13 protein-coding genes are annotated in these 13502 nt (G+C 72.7%); 5 read left to right on the top strand and 8 right to left on the bottom strand.

The genetic code is table 11. The features are described 5' to 3' along the window. Nucleotides 1-2: 2 nt before the first annotated feature. A complete protein-coding gene (locus ACI379_RS09300; RefSeq protein WP_439791809.1) occupies nt 3-1421 on the bottom strand; it encodes an MFS transporter in 1419 nt (472 codons plus the stop codon). A gap of 359 nt (nt 1422-1780) precedes the next feature. Between ACI379_RS09300 and ACI379_RS09295 the strand changes: the two genes are divergently transcribed. The 3 genes from ACI379_RS09295 (at nt 1781) to ACI379_RS09285 (ending at nt 5173) form a co-directional block, all read left to right on the top strand. Continuing rightward, a complete protein-coding gene (locus tag ACI379_RS09295) occupies nt 1781-3907 on the top strand; it encodes a DEAD/DEAH box helicase (RefSeq protein ID WP_439791808.1) in 2127 nt (708 codons plus the stop codon). Between the two features lie 122 nt (nt 3908-4029). Then, nucleotides 4030-4476, top strand: a complete 447-nt coding sequence (locus ACI379_RS09290; RefSeq protein WP_439791807.1) for a DUF5709 domain-containing protein — start codon at nt 4030-4032, stop codon at nt 4474-4476. A 52-nt stretch (nt 4477-4528) separates the two neighbouring features. Further along, nucleotides 4529-5173 (top strand): Pr6Pr family membrane protein, encoded by a 645-nt coding sequence (locus ACI379_RS09285; RefSeq protein WP_439791806.1) that lies wholly within the window; start codon nt 4529-4531, stop codon nt 5171-5173. Between the two features lie 10 nt (nt 5174-5183). On the opposite strand, the gene ACI379_RS09280 is transcribed toward ACI379_RS09285, so the two are convergent. From ACI379_RS09280 to ACI379_RS09260, 5 genes are read right to left on the bottom strand one after another with little or no spacing between them, the layout of a single operon-like run. After that, a complete protein-coding gene (locus ACI379_RS09280; protein WP_439791805.1) occupies nt 5184-5933 on the bottom strand; it encodes an SDR family oxidoreductase in 750 nt (249 codons plus the stop codon). Between the two features lie 23 nt (nt 5934-5956). Further along, nucleotides 5957-6622 carry a histidine phosphatase family protein gene (locus ACI379_RS09275; RefSeq protein WP_439791804.1) on the bottom strand — a complete coding sequence of 222 codons (666 nt, stop codon included), beginning with the start codon at nt 6620-6622 and terminating at the stop codon, nt 5957-5959. Then, a complete protein-coding gene (locus tag ACI379_RS09270; protein ID WP_439791803.1) occupies nt 6619-7716 on the bottom strand; it encodes a phosphotransferase family protein in 1098 nt (365 codons plus the stop codon). The genes ACI379_RS09275 and ACI379_RS09270 overlap by 4 nt, the downstream gene beginning before the upstream one ends. Further along, nucleotides 7713-8495, bottom strand: a complete 783-nt coding sequence (locus tag ACI379_RS09265) for an SDR family NAD(P)-dependent oxidoreductase (RefSeq protein WP_439791802.1) — start codon at nt 8493-8495, stop codon at nt 7713-7715. Before ACI379_RS09265 ends, ACI379_RS09270 begins: the two co-directional genes overlap by 4 nt. Then, nucleotides 8492-9742 carry an acyl-CoA dehydrogenase family protein gene (locus ACI379_RS09260; RefSeq protein WP_439791800.1) on the bottom strand — a complete coding sequence of 417 codons (1251 nt, stop codon included), beginning with the start codon at nt 9740-9742 and terminating at the stop codon, nt 8492-8494. Before ACI379_RS09260 ends, ACI379_RS09265 begins: the two co-directional genes overlap by 4 nt. 27 nt (nt 9743-9769) lie before the next feature. Here ACI379_RS09260 and ACI379_RS09255 point away from each other — a divergent pair, with 27 nt between their 5' ends. Further along, complete coding sequence (locus tag ACI379_RS09255; RefSeq protein ID WP_439791799.1) at nt 9770-10402, top strand: TetR/AcrR family transcriptional regulator; 633 nt, start codon at nt 9770-9772, stop codon at nt 10400-10402. An 18-nt stretch (nt 10403-10420) separates the two neighbouring features. On the opposite strand, the gene ACI379_RS09250 is transcribed toward ACI379_RS09255, so the two are convergent. Then, on the bottom strand, nt 10421-11929 hold the full coding sequence (locus ACI379_RS09250; protein ID WP_439791798.1) for an MXAN_6640 family putative metalloprotease: 1509 nt from the start codon (nt 11927-11929) through the stop codon (nt 10421-10423). Between the two features lie 9 nt (nt 11930-11938). Beyond that, nucleotides 11939-12334 (bottom strand): adenylyltransferase/cytidyltransferase family protein, encoded by a 396-nt coding sequence (locus ACI379_RS09245; RefSeq protein ID WP_439791797.1) that lies wholly within the window; start codon nt 12332-12334, stop codon nt 11939-11941. A 36-nt stretch (nt 12335-12370) separates the two neighbouring features. Between ACI379_RS09245 and ACI379_RS09240 the strand changes: the two genes are divergently transcribed. Further along, the coding region (locus tag ACI379_RS09240) for a DUF445 domain-containing protein (protein ID WP_439791796.1) at nt 12371-13502 on the top strand (1132 nt) is incomplete at its 3' end.

Raw genomic sequence — 13502 nt, 5'->3', positions numbered from 1 at the left:
GGTCAGTGGCTGCCCGCAGCCTGACCCCTCGGGATGGCGAGGGCAACTCCGGCGCCCACCAGGCAGGCCACGACGCCCACCACGAAGCAGAGGGTGAAGGCGGTCTGCGTGGGGACCTGCGAGCCGGCGAACTCCATGGTGCGCGAGCTCAGCACCGCCGCCATCGCGGCGCCCGCGCACGTCGTGCCGACCGAGCGCATGAGGCCGTTCAGGCCGACGGCGGCCCCCGCGCCGGAGAGGGGGACGTGGTCGAGGATCAGGGTCGGCATCGCCGCGTACGCCAGGGCGACGCCGGCCGAGCCGACGCACATCGTCACCAGCAGGTGCCAGGGCTCGGACATGTTGAACGCGGCGAACACGTAGCTCGCGGTGAGGACGCCCGCGCCGATCGCCAGCGTCGCGCGGGCACCGATCAGGCCGATCAGCCGGCCCGAGTACGGCGCCAGGACGAGCATGACGAGCCCGCCGGGCGTCATCCACAGCCCCGACTCGAGCAGCGTGAGGCCCAGTCCGTGGCCGGTCTCGGCGGGCAGGATCAGCAGCTGCGGGACCACGATCGAGCTGGCCATCATGCCGAACCCGACGAGCATGGCGGCCAGGTTGGTGATGAGCACCGGCCCCTGCGCGTTGAGGCGGAGGTCGACGAGCGGCTCACGCTGCCCGATCTGGTAGCGGCCCCACCCGACGAGGACCGCGAGACCGCCGAGGAGGCAGCCGAGCGTGGCCGGGGAGCCCCAGCCCCACTCGTTCCCCTTCGACACCCCGACGAGGACGCCGCCGAGCCCCACGGCCAGACCGAGAGCCCCGGGCACGTCGAGCCGGGCGTTGCCGGCGGGACGGATGTGGGGAATCACGAGGAGGGTGGTGGTCAGCACCATCAGGGAGACCACGGTGGAGACCAGGAACAGGGCGTGCCAGTCGTGCTCCTGGGCGATCCACGCGGCCAGCGGCATCGCGATCGCGCCTCCCACGCCCATCGTGGCGGAGATGACCGAGATCGCGGTGGGCACCCGGCGTGGGGGCATCACCTCGCGCACGAGGCTGATCGCGACGGGGATGTACCCCATCGCCAGGCCCTGCATCGCGCGACCGACCAGCAGCGGTACGACCGTGTCCGACAACGCGCACACGACCGACCCGGCGGCCATCAGCGCCGCACTGGCGGCCAGGACGCGCTGGCGGCCGTACATGTCGCCCAGGCGGCCGGCGACCGGCATCACCACGGCGCCGGCGAGCAGCGTCGCGGTCACCACCCAGGAGGCGTTGCTGCGCGAGGTGCCGAGCAGGGCGGGCAGGTCGCCCTGGATCGGGATCACCAGCGTCTGCATGAGGGCAGCGCTCAGGCCGCCGAAGCACAGAGCCGCGAGGATCCAACGAGCCTGACGGTCGTCGGCGGCCGACGACCGGGTCTGCTCGGTCACGCGTGGAGCTCCTGTCTGTTGCTGGCCACCGACGACGGTGGACCGACGTGCAACTTACACATGTCCAGCGGCACCCGGGGCGCTTCGTGCATCTGGTGGGACCTCGTGCCACCCCGCGCGCGACCCGCCCGGTGGGCCAGATGGGCGTTGGGACGCTCGGGCAGGTACGCTGGTGACGCATCCCACGCACGCCGAGGCTTCCACCCGCGTCGCACTCGGTGGCGGGAGCCACCCGATGGCTCGGGATTCGACATCCGTCGCGATGCCCGCGCGTCCTCTGCGCCGTGGCCAACCAGCCTCAGCGCCGAGCCGGCCGGTCAACGCGACCATCGTGCAGGACCCTCACGGGAGGACCTCTCTTGGCTCAGCGCCAGCGCCAGCGTGGCGGACGACGCACCCCTGCCCACGCCCGGCACAAGGACAACGAGGGCATCGTCCCCGTCCTCGCCCGCGCCGTGCGCGAGATCGAGTCCGCCGTCCAGCGCGGACCGCTGTCGCCCACGCAGCGCACGCGCTTCCAGGTCGTGGCCACGCTCGCCCGCGAGCACCGTACGGAGGTGAAGGCGGCCACGAGCCTGACCGACGCGCAGAAGAACGACGAGCTGAAGCGTCTCGACGGCATCGCCACCATCCTGGCCAAGACCGCCACCCGCGACCCGTCGCTGTTCACGCTGCTCGCCGAGGACGCGGTCTTCTCCGAGGCCGCGCAGGACCTGCGCGTGGAGATGCTGCGCAAGGCCGGCATCGAGGTGGTCGTCGAGGAGCCGGCCCCGGTCGAGGAGGACCCCAGCGCCGAGCGTCGTGTGACGCCTCTGTCCGTACGCCGCCGCAAGCTGTCCAACCCGTTCCTGCGCCCCGACTTCGAGATCGGCCAGCAGCGGCGCACCACCAGCCACCGGCTGGACTCGTGGGAGCTGCTGGGGCCGCTGTTCCGCTCCTTCGAGCTCGGTGGCAGCTCCTCGCGGATGGACCTGCCCGAGGCGTCCTCGCTCAAGGCGCCCGGCAAGCTCGAGCTGATGCCGCACCAGGCCCGGCTCATCGCCTCCGTCGCCGAGGGGCACCGGACGTTCCTGCTCGCCGACGAGCCCGGCCTCGGCAAGACCGCGCAGGCGCTGCTCGCCGCGCAGGCGGCCGACGCGTACCCGCTCCTGGTGGTGTGCCCCAACGTCGTCAAGACCAACTGGGCCCGCGAGACCGAGCGCTGGACGCCGCGCCGTCGCGCGACGGTCATCCACGGCGACGGTGACAACGTCGACGCGTTCGCCGACATCGTGGTCGTGAACTACGAGATCCTCGACCGCCACGTCGGCTGGCTCGGCGACTTCGGGTTCAAGGGGATGGTCGTCGACGAGGCGCACTTCATCAAGAACAAGTCCTCCCAGCGTTCCAAGCACGTGCTCGAGCTGTCCGAGCGGCTGCGCTCGCGCACGGCCCGCCCGCTGCTCATGGCCCTCACGGGCACGCCCCTGATCAACACCATCGAGGACTTCCGCGCGATCTGGCAGTTCCTCGGCTGGATCGACGACGTCAAGCCGCTGCCGACGCTCATCGACTCCCTCGAGGAGACCGGGCTGACGCCCGCCGAGCCTGCGTTCTACCCGGCCGCGCGCAAGGCGGTCATCGACATGGGCATCGTGCGTCGCCGCAAGGCGGAGGTCGCCTCCGACATCCCGGCCCGTCGCGTCGCCGACATCCCCGTGGAGCTGGACGACGAGGACAGCCGCTCGATCCGGGCCGCCGAGGCCGAGCTCGCCCGACGCCTGGTGCAGCGCTACCACGCGGCGCTGGAGACGCGCCGCGCCGGCACGGTCGTCGACGGCATCGACCACGAGCTGGTCCGTCGGGTGGCGGTGTGGGAGCGCGAGGAGATGGAGACCTCCACCAACGGGGAGAACGTCTTCTCGATGCTGCGCCGCATCGGCCACGCCAAGGCCGGCCTGGCCGCCGACTACGCAGCCCAGCTGGCGCGCAACGTCGGCAAGGTCGTCTTCTTCGCCCGTCACGTCGACGTGATGGACATCGCCGAGGAGACCTTCACGCGTCGGGGCCTCAAGCACACCTCGATCCGCGGCGACCAGACGCCCAAGGCGCGCGAGCACGCCATCGACGCCTTCGTCAACGACGAGGACGTCCAGGTCATCGTCTGCTCGCTCTCCGCGGCCGGCGTGGGCGTCAACCTCCAGGTGGCCTCCAACGTCGTCCTGGCCGAGCTGTCGTGGACCGACGCGGAGCAGACCCAGGCGATCGACCGCGTGCACCGCATCGGGCAGTCCGACCCGGTCACCGCGTGGCGCATCATCGCCGCGCAGACCATCGACACCCGGATCGCGGAGCTCATCGACTCCAAGGCCGGGCTCGCTGCCCGCGCGCTCGACGGGTCCGACGAGGAGGTCACCTCCTCGGCCGACGTCCAGACGGAGGCGCTGGTCGCGCTGCTCACCGATGCGCTGACCCGTGAGGCGGTCCGCAAGCCACGCGGACGCTGACTCCGCGGCTCTGAGTCCACCGTCCCTCCTGACGGGGTCCTCGGCCCCTTGTCTGGGGCCGTCCGGACGACGAAGGTGGAGGTACGAGGAGACCCCTCGTACCCCTGACCGCAGGAGGAGCCATGAGCGACCGCGAGTTGTACGGCGACATGTCCGTCGACGACGAGGACCAGCTCCAGCCGGGGGACACGCTCGACGACGCTGAGCTGAGCGACGTCCTGGACCGGGGCTACTCGCCCCCGGACCGTCCCCCGTACGGCTACAACGACTTCCCGACGCCCGCCGAGGAGCGCGCCGGGGAGGGGTTGGACCGTCGGCTGGCCCAGGAGGAGCCGGACGTCGACCCGTACGCGGATCAGGACAGCTGGACCGACGAGAACGCCCTCGACGACCAGATCGGTCTCGACGAGCGCGACCAGCGGGCGGGCCGCCTGGTGCAGCCCGACGAGGGGTACGGCGTGGACACCGACGGCCAGGAGGTCGCCCGCGACGTCGGCATCGACGGTGCCGGGGCGAGCGCGGAGGAGGCGGCGATGCACATCACCCGGGAGCCCGAGCCGGAGTACTGAGCCGCGTAGGGTGAGGCCGCGCCCGGCCCACCGGGCGCGGACGGGGGTGGAGATGACCGGGGTGCAGCGCGCCTGGCACGCGGCCACGGTGGTGGTCGTGCTGGTCGCGGTGGTGGGGCAGCTCGTGGTGAGCGCCCGGCAGGGACTGTCGGTGCTCAACTTCTTCAGCTACTTCACCATCCAGTCCAACCTGCTGGTGCTGGCGACGAGCGTGGCGCTGCTGGGCGGCGTCGCGCCCGGGGTGCGGTGGTTGCGGCTGCTGCGGCTGGCCGCGCTGACAGGGATCAGCCTGACCTTCGTCGTCTTCGCCCTGCTGATCGGCCCGTACCTCTCCCTGAGCGGCCTGGACTGGTGGCTCGACAAGGGGCTGCACGTCGTCGTCCCGTGCCTCGCGGTCGGCGGCCTCCTCGTCGGGCCGGGGACGCCGTGGCGCTGGGGCGACCTGGCCTTCATCGGCTGGCCGATGGCGTGGATCGTCTACACCTTCGCGCGGGCGGCGCTGTTCGACCCGTCGTACGGCATGCCGGACGGCACCACGGCCACCGTGCCGTACGCGTTCCTCGACGTCGCCAGCCAGGGGCTGGGGCGGGTGCTGGTCGCCGCGGCGGTGATCACGGTCCTGCTCGTCGCGATCGCGTCCGCGTTCGTGGGCTCCTCGCGCCGGCGGCGCCGGAGCCCCGCGGAGACCTCCGCCTGAGTGGGCCCGCTCAGCCCATCAGCTTCCGGGCCAGCCGCAGCGGCAGCACCTTGAGCGCGAACCCGGCCGGCACCCACGGCCACGCCGGGACGCGGGCCGAGGCGACGCCCTTCTCCATCGCCTCCACCATGGCACGCACCCCGGTGGCGGTGTCGACCATCAGTGGCGTGGTGGCGGCACTGCCGGACATCTCGGACTCGATGTAGCCCGGGTAGAGCACGGTGACCTTGATCCCGGGGATCCGCAGCACGTCGGCGCGGAACCCCTCGGCCAGGTGGGCCACGAACGCCTTGGTGGCCGCGTACGTGGTGATGTTCCTGGGCATGCCGCGCACGGCCGAGACCGACGAGATCATCACGAGGTGCCCGGCCTCCTGGGCGCGGAAGACGGCCGCGGCCGCCTCGGTCTGCGCCAGCGCGCCGATGGTGTTGGTCAGCGCGGTCTCCCGGTTGGCGTCGAAGCGGCCGGTGCCGAGCGGCTGACCCTTGCCGAGGCCGGCGTTGACCACGACCCGGTCGAGGTGCCCGAACTCCTCGGCGAAGGCGTTGACGACCTCGAAGACGGCGTCGTGGTCGTTGACGTCCAGCGCGCGCACCGACACGGTGCGGTCGGGGTGGGCGGCGAGGATCTCGGCACGCAGCTCCTCGAGCCGGTCCGTACGACGGGCGCACAGGGCCAGGTCGTGGCCGCGGACGGCGAGCTGGCGGGCCATTTCGGCGCCGAGGCCGGAGGAGGCCCCGGTGATCAGGGTGGTGGGCACGGCAGGTCCTTTCGGTGACCGCGTCAGCGGTAGGTGATCGCGTCCACGGGGAGGTGGCCGTGCTCGTTGAGCGACACCAGTGTGGTGCCCCGCGAGCCGACCACGACGGTGGAGTGGCTGGAGTTGACGGTGGTCGGGTTGAGCCGCAGCCACAGGTCGGCGCCCCCGCCGAGCAGGGTGGTGGCCGCCCAGGCGACGGGGCCGCCGCTGGTGCACACCACGACGGTGCTGTTGCGCGGGGCGTCGTGCAGCGAGGTGACCGCGCGGCGCAGGGCGTCCTCGACGCGGGTGGTGAAGGTGCGGAACGACTCGTCGTACGCGTCGTCCTCGCCACCACCGATCCACCGCGCGGTCGCCTCCTCGAACCAGCGCTGGAATCCGGCCTTGCTGGCCGCCTCGTCCGGGTCGTCGGGGGCCCCGTGGACGGCCAGCACCTGCAGGTGGTCGAACTCGTCCCAGCCGGTGTCCACCGAGCGGGGCAGGTCCCAGCCGCCGCCGGCCAGCAGTGCGTCCGCGGTCTGCCGGTGCCGGCGCATGCCGCCGGTGACCACGGCGGTCGGCACCACGCCGCGACGGGCGAGGGCGGCACCGAGCAGCCGCGACTGCTCCGTACCGAGCTCGGAGAGGTTGTCGTAGTCCTCGGCCCCGAACGAGGCCTGGCCGTGGCGCACCAGCAGCAGCCGGCTCACGCGTCGTCCCCGTCGACCAGGGTGGCGAGGCGCCGCGACACGATCTGCACGGCCGGGCCGAAGACGGCGTACTCCTCGTTGGTGGTCTGCCCGTAGAAGTAGCGGTAGTAGATCTGCTGGGCGATCGCGGTCAGCCGGAACAGGCCGTACACCTCGTAGAAGCGCCACTGCTCGGGCGTCACCGTACGGCCGGTGAGGCGGCCGTACTCGGCGACGACCTCGTCGCGGGTCAGCATCCCGGGCAGGTGCGTGGACACCCGCCGGACCATCTGGAAGTCCTCGGGGTCGTCGGCCTGGACCCAGTACGCCATCGAGCAGGCCAGGTCCATCAGCGGGTCGCCGAGGGTGGCGAGCTCCCAGTCGAGGACGCCGACGACGCGGGTGACGTCGGCCGGGTCCAGGACGAGGTTGTCGAGCTTGAAGTCGTTGTGGATCACGCAGGTCGCGACGTCGGAGGGCTGGTTGGCCTCCAGCCAGGCGATGACCTGCTCGTTGTCGGGCACGTCGGGGGTGCGGGCGTTGCGGTAGCGCGTCGCCCAGCCGCCGACCTGGCGGCCGACGTACCCCTCACCCTTGCCGAGCGAGGTCAGCCCGGCCGCGTCGGGGTCGACGGCGTGCAGCTCGGCCAGGACCTCCACCGTACGCAGGCACAGGGCGCGGGCCTGCTCGGGTGACAGCGGCACGTCGGCCGGCCACTCGCTGCGCGGCACGAACCCGTCGATGCGCTCCATGGCGTAGAACTCCGCGCCCATGACGGACTCGTCGGTGCAGTGCGCGACCATCGCCGGGACGTAGTCGAAGTGGCCGGCGAGCGAGCTCTGGAGCCGGTGCTCGCGGCCCATGTCGTGGGCGCCGCGTGCCTTGGTGCCGCGCGGCGCACGCCGTACGACCAGGTCGCGGGTGGGCCAGCGCAGCAGGAAGGTCAGGTTGGACGCGCCGCCGGCGAACTGGCGCACCTCGGGGGTGCCGTCCAGGCCGGTGGGGTCGGTGGCGTGCTCACGCAGCCAGGTGGCGACGGCGTCGACGTCGAAGCCGTCCTCGGCGCGGACGTCGCGGGCGTCGCGCACGGCGTCGGGCTCGGGGGGCGTGGTCATCGGTTCTCCTCCTGCCGCTGCGCGGCGGCGTGCAGGGCGGTGGCCTGGTGCCGCATCACGGCGTCGTAGGTGGCCCGGTCGGTGCGCTTGAGGTCGACGGCCTGACGGCCCGCGGCGTCGGGCAGGACGAGGTCGTCGCCCGCCTCGAGCGCGGCCAGGGTCGCCTCCGCGATGTCCGCGGCCGTGAGGGGAGAGGCGTCGATGAGCCTGCCGACCACCTGCCCGACCGCCTCGTCGGCGCCGCTGAGGGAGGCCACCAGGTTGGAGCGGAAGTACGACGGGCACACCACGCTGGCGCGGATCCCGAAGTCGGCGAGCTCGTGGCCGAGGGTCTCGGTGAAGGCGACGACGGCGGCCTTCGTGGCGTTGTACCCGCCCATCCCGGCGGGGTGCACCAGGCCGGCCAGGGAGGCCACGTTGACGACGTGCCCGCTGCCCTGCGCCTTCCACAGGGGCGTGAAGGTCTGCGTCCCGCGGACCAGGCTGAGCAGGTTGACGTCGACCAGGCGCTGCCACTCGGCGAGCGTGGAGACGTCGACCCGCCCGCCCCCGGCGATGCCGGCGTTGTTGACCAGGACGTCCAACCCGCCCCAGCGCTCCCGTACGGCTGCCAGCGCCGCAGCCCAGTCGTCGTCGCTGGTGACGTCGAGGACGAGATCGACGCCCGCGCCGTCCGTACGGTCCGTGGCCAGCACGTCGTCGCCGGCGTCACGGTACGCCCGGGCGAGCGCCGCGCCGAGGCCCGAGGCCGCCCCGGTGACCAGGACCCGCCGGCTCACGCGTACTTGCCCAGCTCGATCTTGGCCACCACGTTGCGGTGCACCTCGTCCGGTCCGTCGGCCAGGCGGAGCGTGCGCGCGCCGACCCACGCCGCGGCGAGCGGGAAGTCGTCGGTCATGCCGGCGCCGCCGTGCAGCTGGATGGCCATGTCGATGACGTCCAGGGCCATCGCCGGGGCCTCGACCTTGATCTCGCTCACCGCGGACAGCGCCTCGCGGGACATGCCCTGGTCGAGCAGCCACGCGGCGTGCAGGACGAGCAGGCGGGAGCGGTTGATGGCGATGCGCGCGTCGGCGATGCGCTCCCGGTTGCCGCCCAGCGAGGCGATCGGCTTGCCGAACGCGATCCGCTCCTTGGCGCGGCGGCAGCCCAGCTCGAGCGCCCGCTCGGCCAGGCCGATGGTGCGCATCGCGTGGTGCACGCGGCCCGGGCCGAGGCGGCCCTGGGCGATCTCGAAGGCGCGGCCGGGGCCGAGCAGGATGTTGCTGGCGGGCACCCGTACGTCGGTGAAGGAGACCTCGCCGTGGCCCAGCGGCTCGTCGTAGTAGCCCATGGTGGGCAGCATCCGCTCGATCCGTACGCCGGGGGTGTCGCGCGGCACCAGCACCATCGTGTGCCGCGAGTGCCGGTCGGCGTCGGGGTTGGTGAGTCCCATGAAGACGAAGATGGCGCAGTCGGGGTGGCCGACCCCGGTGGAGAACCACTTGGTGCCGTTGATGACCACCTCGTCGCCGTCGAGGACGGCGGTGGCGGCCATGTTGGTCGCGTCCGAGGAGGCGACGCCCGGCTCGGTCATGCAGAAGGCGCTGCGGATCTCGCCGCGCAGCAGCGGCTCGAGCCAGGCGGCGCGCTGCTCGGGGGTGCCATAGCGCAGCAGCACCTCCATGTTGCCGGTGTCGGGGGCGTTGCAGTTGAAGACCAGGGGAGCGAGCATCGAGCGCCCCATCACCTCGGCCAGCGGGGCGTAGTCGATGTTGCTGAGCCCCTCGCCGCCGTCGGTGCCGAACTCCCGCGCGTACCACCCGGCGTGCTCGGCGGGCAGGAAGAGGTTCCACAGTCCCTGGGCGCGGGCCTTGGCCTTGAGTTCGGCGACGACGGGGTGCGGAGCCCAGTTGTCGCCGCCCGACTCGCGCTGGCGCTTGTGGTGCTCGTGCACCTCGGCCTCGACCGGCTCGATCTCGTCGGTCACGAAGGCCAGGACGCGCTCGCGCAGGTCGGCGGCGCGGGGGGAGAGGGAGAAGTCCATGAGTTGACCCAACCACACTGTTGAGCAATGCTCAACAGTGTGGACCAGACTTCTCCGGCACCCGAGCGCCGCCGACGCCTGAGCGCCGTCGAGCGCCGCCGCCAGCTGATCGGCATCGGGCTGTCGAAGATCATCGAGACCCCGATCCAGGACCTGCCCATGGACCAGATCGCCGCCGAGGCGGGGATCTCGCGCGGCCTGCTGTTCCACTACTTCGAGACCAAGACCGACTTCTACCTGGCCTGCGTGCAGGCGGCCGGGCGCCGCATCCTGCGCAACGTCCACGCCGACGAGTCGCTGCCGGGCGAGGAACGCGTCGCTGAGACCGTACGGCTGATGGTCGAGCAGATCGCCCGGCGCCGGACCTTCTACCTCGCCCTCGTGCACGGTCACGGGCTGGGTGACCCGCGGGTGAGCGAGGTGTTCGGCACGGTCCGGAACACCCTCACCGACCGCGTCCTGGACGCGCTCGGGGCGGGGGAGGACACGTCACCCGCGCAGGAACGACCCGTCGTGCACGCGTGGTGGGCCTACGTCGAGGACCGGGCGCTCAGCTGGTCCGACCCCGCCGCGGACCCGGCCGACCAGCCGGAGCTCGGTCGCCTCGTCGAGCAGTGCACCGCAGCGCTGCACAGCCTGCTGGCCCTGTCGGCGGCCTGAGATCAGGGGCGCCCGGGGTCAGGGGCGAAGGGCGCTCGCGGTCAGCCGGAACCGGGCGTCGTCGTCGAGCGCCCGACCGCCGCAGGACAGGTCCGTGCGCGGGGTGACGCCGCACTTCATCCGCGTGGACGTGTTGGCCAGGGTGAGGCCCACCCACGAGGTGCTGTCCCGGTCGAAGCGGACGACGAGGCTGCCGCGACCCTTGGTGAGGCGTACGGTCCGCTGCCGCACCGTCCCGTCGGCGGCGCGCACGACCACGCGGGCCCGGCCGAACCCCGGCGCGACCACCCCCAGGCGCAGGCGGGACCCGTTGGCCAGGGAGGAGTCCGGGACGAACCGGAACGTGCGCGAGGCCAGGTGGTCGATGCGGGTGCTGCGTGCCACCGAGCGGTGGCCGGCGGCGAGGCGGAAACGCTCGGCCGGTGCGGGGGCGCGGTAGGCGTCGCCCTCGGGGTACGTGGTTGCGGGCACCGTGTTGCCGGCGGCGAACAGCGCGTAGTGCGCGGCCAGGCCGCCACGGCGGGCCAGCACCGCGCGCAGTGCGCCCAGGCTCTGGCGGCGCCCGTCCTTCTTGAGCGACCCGGCCTGCTCCCACACGGAGCGGACCACGGCGTCGCCGAAGCGTCCGGCGAGGTGCTCGAAGAAGATCCAGTTGCCGTACGCGTGGGTGTCGCCGAGGTCCAGCGGCAGCGCGGAGTGCCGCAGCTGGCCATAGGGGAGGTACTGGCGGTTGTCGTCGACGGCGTCGGCCACCCGCTCCTCGGCCCAGGTGGCGGAGGCCTCCATGAGCCAGCGGTCCTCGCGCACGTCGTAGGCGAACTGCACGGTGTGGAAGAGCTCGTGCGCCACGGTCACGCGCAGGTTGGAGGTGGGGGTCCCCGACGGGTAGTCGGCGCTGCCGAAGTCGTTGTCGATCACGCAGTAGCCCGTGGCGGTACGTCCGGCACGGCGCCTCTCGGGGGCGCAGTAGCCGTACAGGCCGGGCCCGAGGTCCACCAGGTAGACGTCGAGGCGCCCGTCGCCGCCGCGCGAGCCGTCGCGCAGCGGGGCGCGGTAGCCGAGCCCGTCGACGTAGCGGGTCCAGCTCGCCTCCACCGCGCGCAGCGAGCGGCGCACCCAGGCCCGGCTCGGCGGTGCGTCGGCGGTGGTGGGCACGTGGTGCACGCAGGTGTGCTCGCCGCAGGTGCGCTCGGAGTCGACCGTGTACGCGCCCCCGGGGCCGGGGTTGTCGTCGGTGGGACGCGACAGCACCGCGTCGGCACGGTCGCGCTCGTCGTCGCCGAGGTCGGGACGGGCCACCCACAGGTCGCGCAGCGCGAGCGTCATCGACGCACCCTCGTCGCCCTCACCCCGCCGTACGGACTCGGCCGAGGCCAGGGCCTCGAGCGGCGAGGCGTACGGCTCCGCGGAGTCTCCCTCCGGCGGCTGCGCGCTGCCCGGGGCGGTCGCGGTGGCGGGCACCCACGAGGTCACGACGAGAGCGCCGGCCACCAGCGTCGCGAGGGCGGTGGCGAGGGTGCGGTGCATGCGGGCCATTCACATGTCGGCGATGTGCTCGATGATCGCGGTGGTGGAGATCGCCGGCGTGCGCTCGAGGTAGACGACCTTGCAGACGTCGTTGAACTCGTCGAACTTGCCGGCCCAGTCGTCGCCCATGACGAGCACGTCGGCGCCGTGCTCCACGATGTAGTCGCGCTTCTGCTCCAGCGACTCCTCGACGAAGACCTCGTCGACCACCTTGAGCGCGGACACGATCGCCAGGCGCTCGGCCTGGCTGAAGACCGGTACCCGTCCCTTCTTGCGCTCGTTGAGCGCGTCGGCGGAGACGCCGACGACGAGACGGTCGCCGAGCTCGGCGGCGCGCTCGAGCACCCGCAGGTGTCCGACGTGGAAGACGTCGAAGGTGCCGAACGTGATCACGGTGCGTGCCATGCGACGCATTCTGGCACGAGGGGGGAGGATGCCCACATGCCTGTGTCTCCTCCCGTGACCGCCCCGATCGCGCTGGTCACCCCCGACCCCACCGGTGACGCCGAGCGTCTGCGCGCCCTGCGCCGCATGCAGGTGGTCGCCGGTGGACTCCTCGTGCTGGCCGCCGTGGTCTACGTGCTGACCCGTGACGGCGAGGGCGTGTGGGGGTACGTCAACGCCGGCGCGGAGGCGTCGATGGTGGGTGCGATCGCCGACTGGTTCGCGGTCACCGCGCTGTTCCGCCACCCGTTGGGGCTGCCGGTGCCGCACACGGCGCTGATCCCCCGGCGCAAGGACGACCTGGGCCGTGGCCTGGAGCAGTTCGTCGGCGAGAACTTCCTGCACGAGGAGATCGTGCGCGACCGCGTGGCGGCCGCGACGATCTCGGCGCGTGTGGGTGAGTGGCTGGGGCAGCCGGCGCACGCCCGGCGCGTGGTGGACGAGGCCTCCGAGATCGTCGGGGTGGCCCTGACCAAGGTCCGCGACGAGCACGTGCGCGACGTGGTCCAGCTCGCCCTGGTGCCGCGTTTCCGCTCCGAGCCGATCGCCCCCGTGCTGGGCACCACGCTCACCGAGCTGCTCGCCGACGACCTGCACCGCGGGGTGGTCGACCTCGGTCTGGAGGAGCTGCACCGGTGGCTGGTCGGCAACGCCGACACGTTCACCCAGGTGCTGGGGGAGCGGGCCCCGTGGTGGAGCCCGCCGCGGCTCAACGACGCCGTCACCGTACGGGTGCACGCCGAGGCGGTGCGCTGGGTGGAGGACATCCGCTCCGACCCGCACCACCACGCCCGCGGTGCTCTCGACTCGATGCTGGGCCAGCTCGCCCACGACCTGCTGCACGACCCCTCGACCGCGGAGCGCGCCGAGCGGTTCAAGGAGCGCCTGCTCGACCACCCGCAGCTCTCCGAGACCGCGATCTCGCTGTGGCAGGCCCTGCGCAACGCGCTCCTCGGCTCGCTCGGCGACAGCGACGGCGCCGTACGCGTCTGGGTGCTCAGCGAGGTCGAGGCCTTCGCCGAGCGGCTGCGGACCGACGCCGAGCTGCGCGCCACCCTGGACCGGGCCGCCGAGGACGCGGCGGTCTTCCTGGTGGACCGCTACGGCACCGAGGTGACCGGCGTCATCA

It is taken from the genome of Nocardioides sp., from assembly GCF_051876515.1.
GTDB lineage: Bacteria > Actinomycetota > Actinomycetes > Propionibacteriales > Nocardioidaceae > Nocardioides.
The sequence above is the reverse complement of the archived record's forward strand: the minus strand, read 5'-3'. Positions and strand labels throughout refer to the sequence as shown.

Bases quoted from the DNA above. Each gene is read 5' to 3' on its own strand.
- ACI379_RS09290 (WP_439791807.1), top strand. From the start codon at position 4,030: ATGAGCGACCGCGAGTTGTACGGCGACATGTCCGTCGACGACGAGGAC.
- ACI379_RS09285 (WP_439791806.1), top strand. From the start codon at position 4,529: ATGACCGGGGTGCAGCGCGCCTGGCACGCGGCCACGGTGGTGGTCGTG.
- ACI379_RS09270 (WP_439791803.1), bottom strand. From the start codon at position 7,716: ATGACCACGCCCCCCGAGCCCGACGCCGTGCGCGACGCCCGCGACGTC.
- ACI379_RS09260 (WP_439791800.1), bottom strand. From the start codon at position 9,742: ATGGACTTCTCCCTCTCCCCCCGCGCCGCCGACCTGCGCGAGCGCGTC.
- ACI379_RS09255 (WP_439791799.1), top strand. From the start codon at position 9,770: ATGCTCAACAGTGTGGACCAGACTTCTCCGGCACCCGAGCGCCGCCGA.
- ACI379_RS09250 (WP_439791798.1), bottom strand. From the start codon at position 11,929: ATGCACCGCACCCTCGCCACCGCCCTCGCGACGCTGGTGGCCGGCGCT.
- ACI379_RS09245 (WP_439791797.1), bottom strand. From the start codon at position 12,334: ATGGCACGCACCGTGATCACGTTCGGCACCTTCGACGTCTTCCACGTC.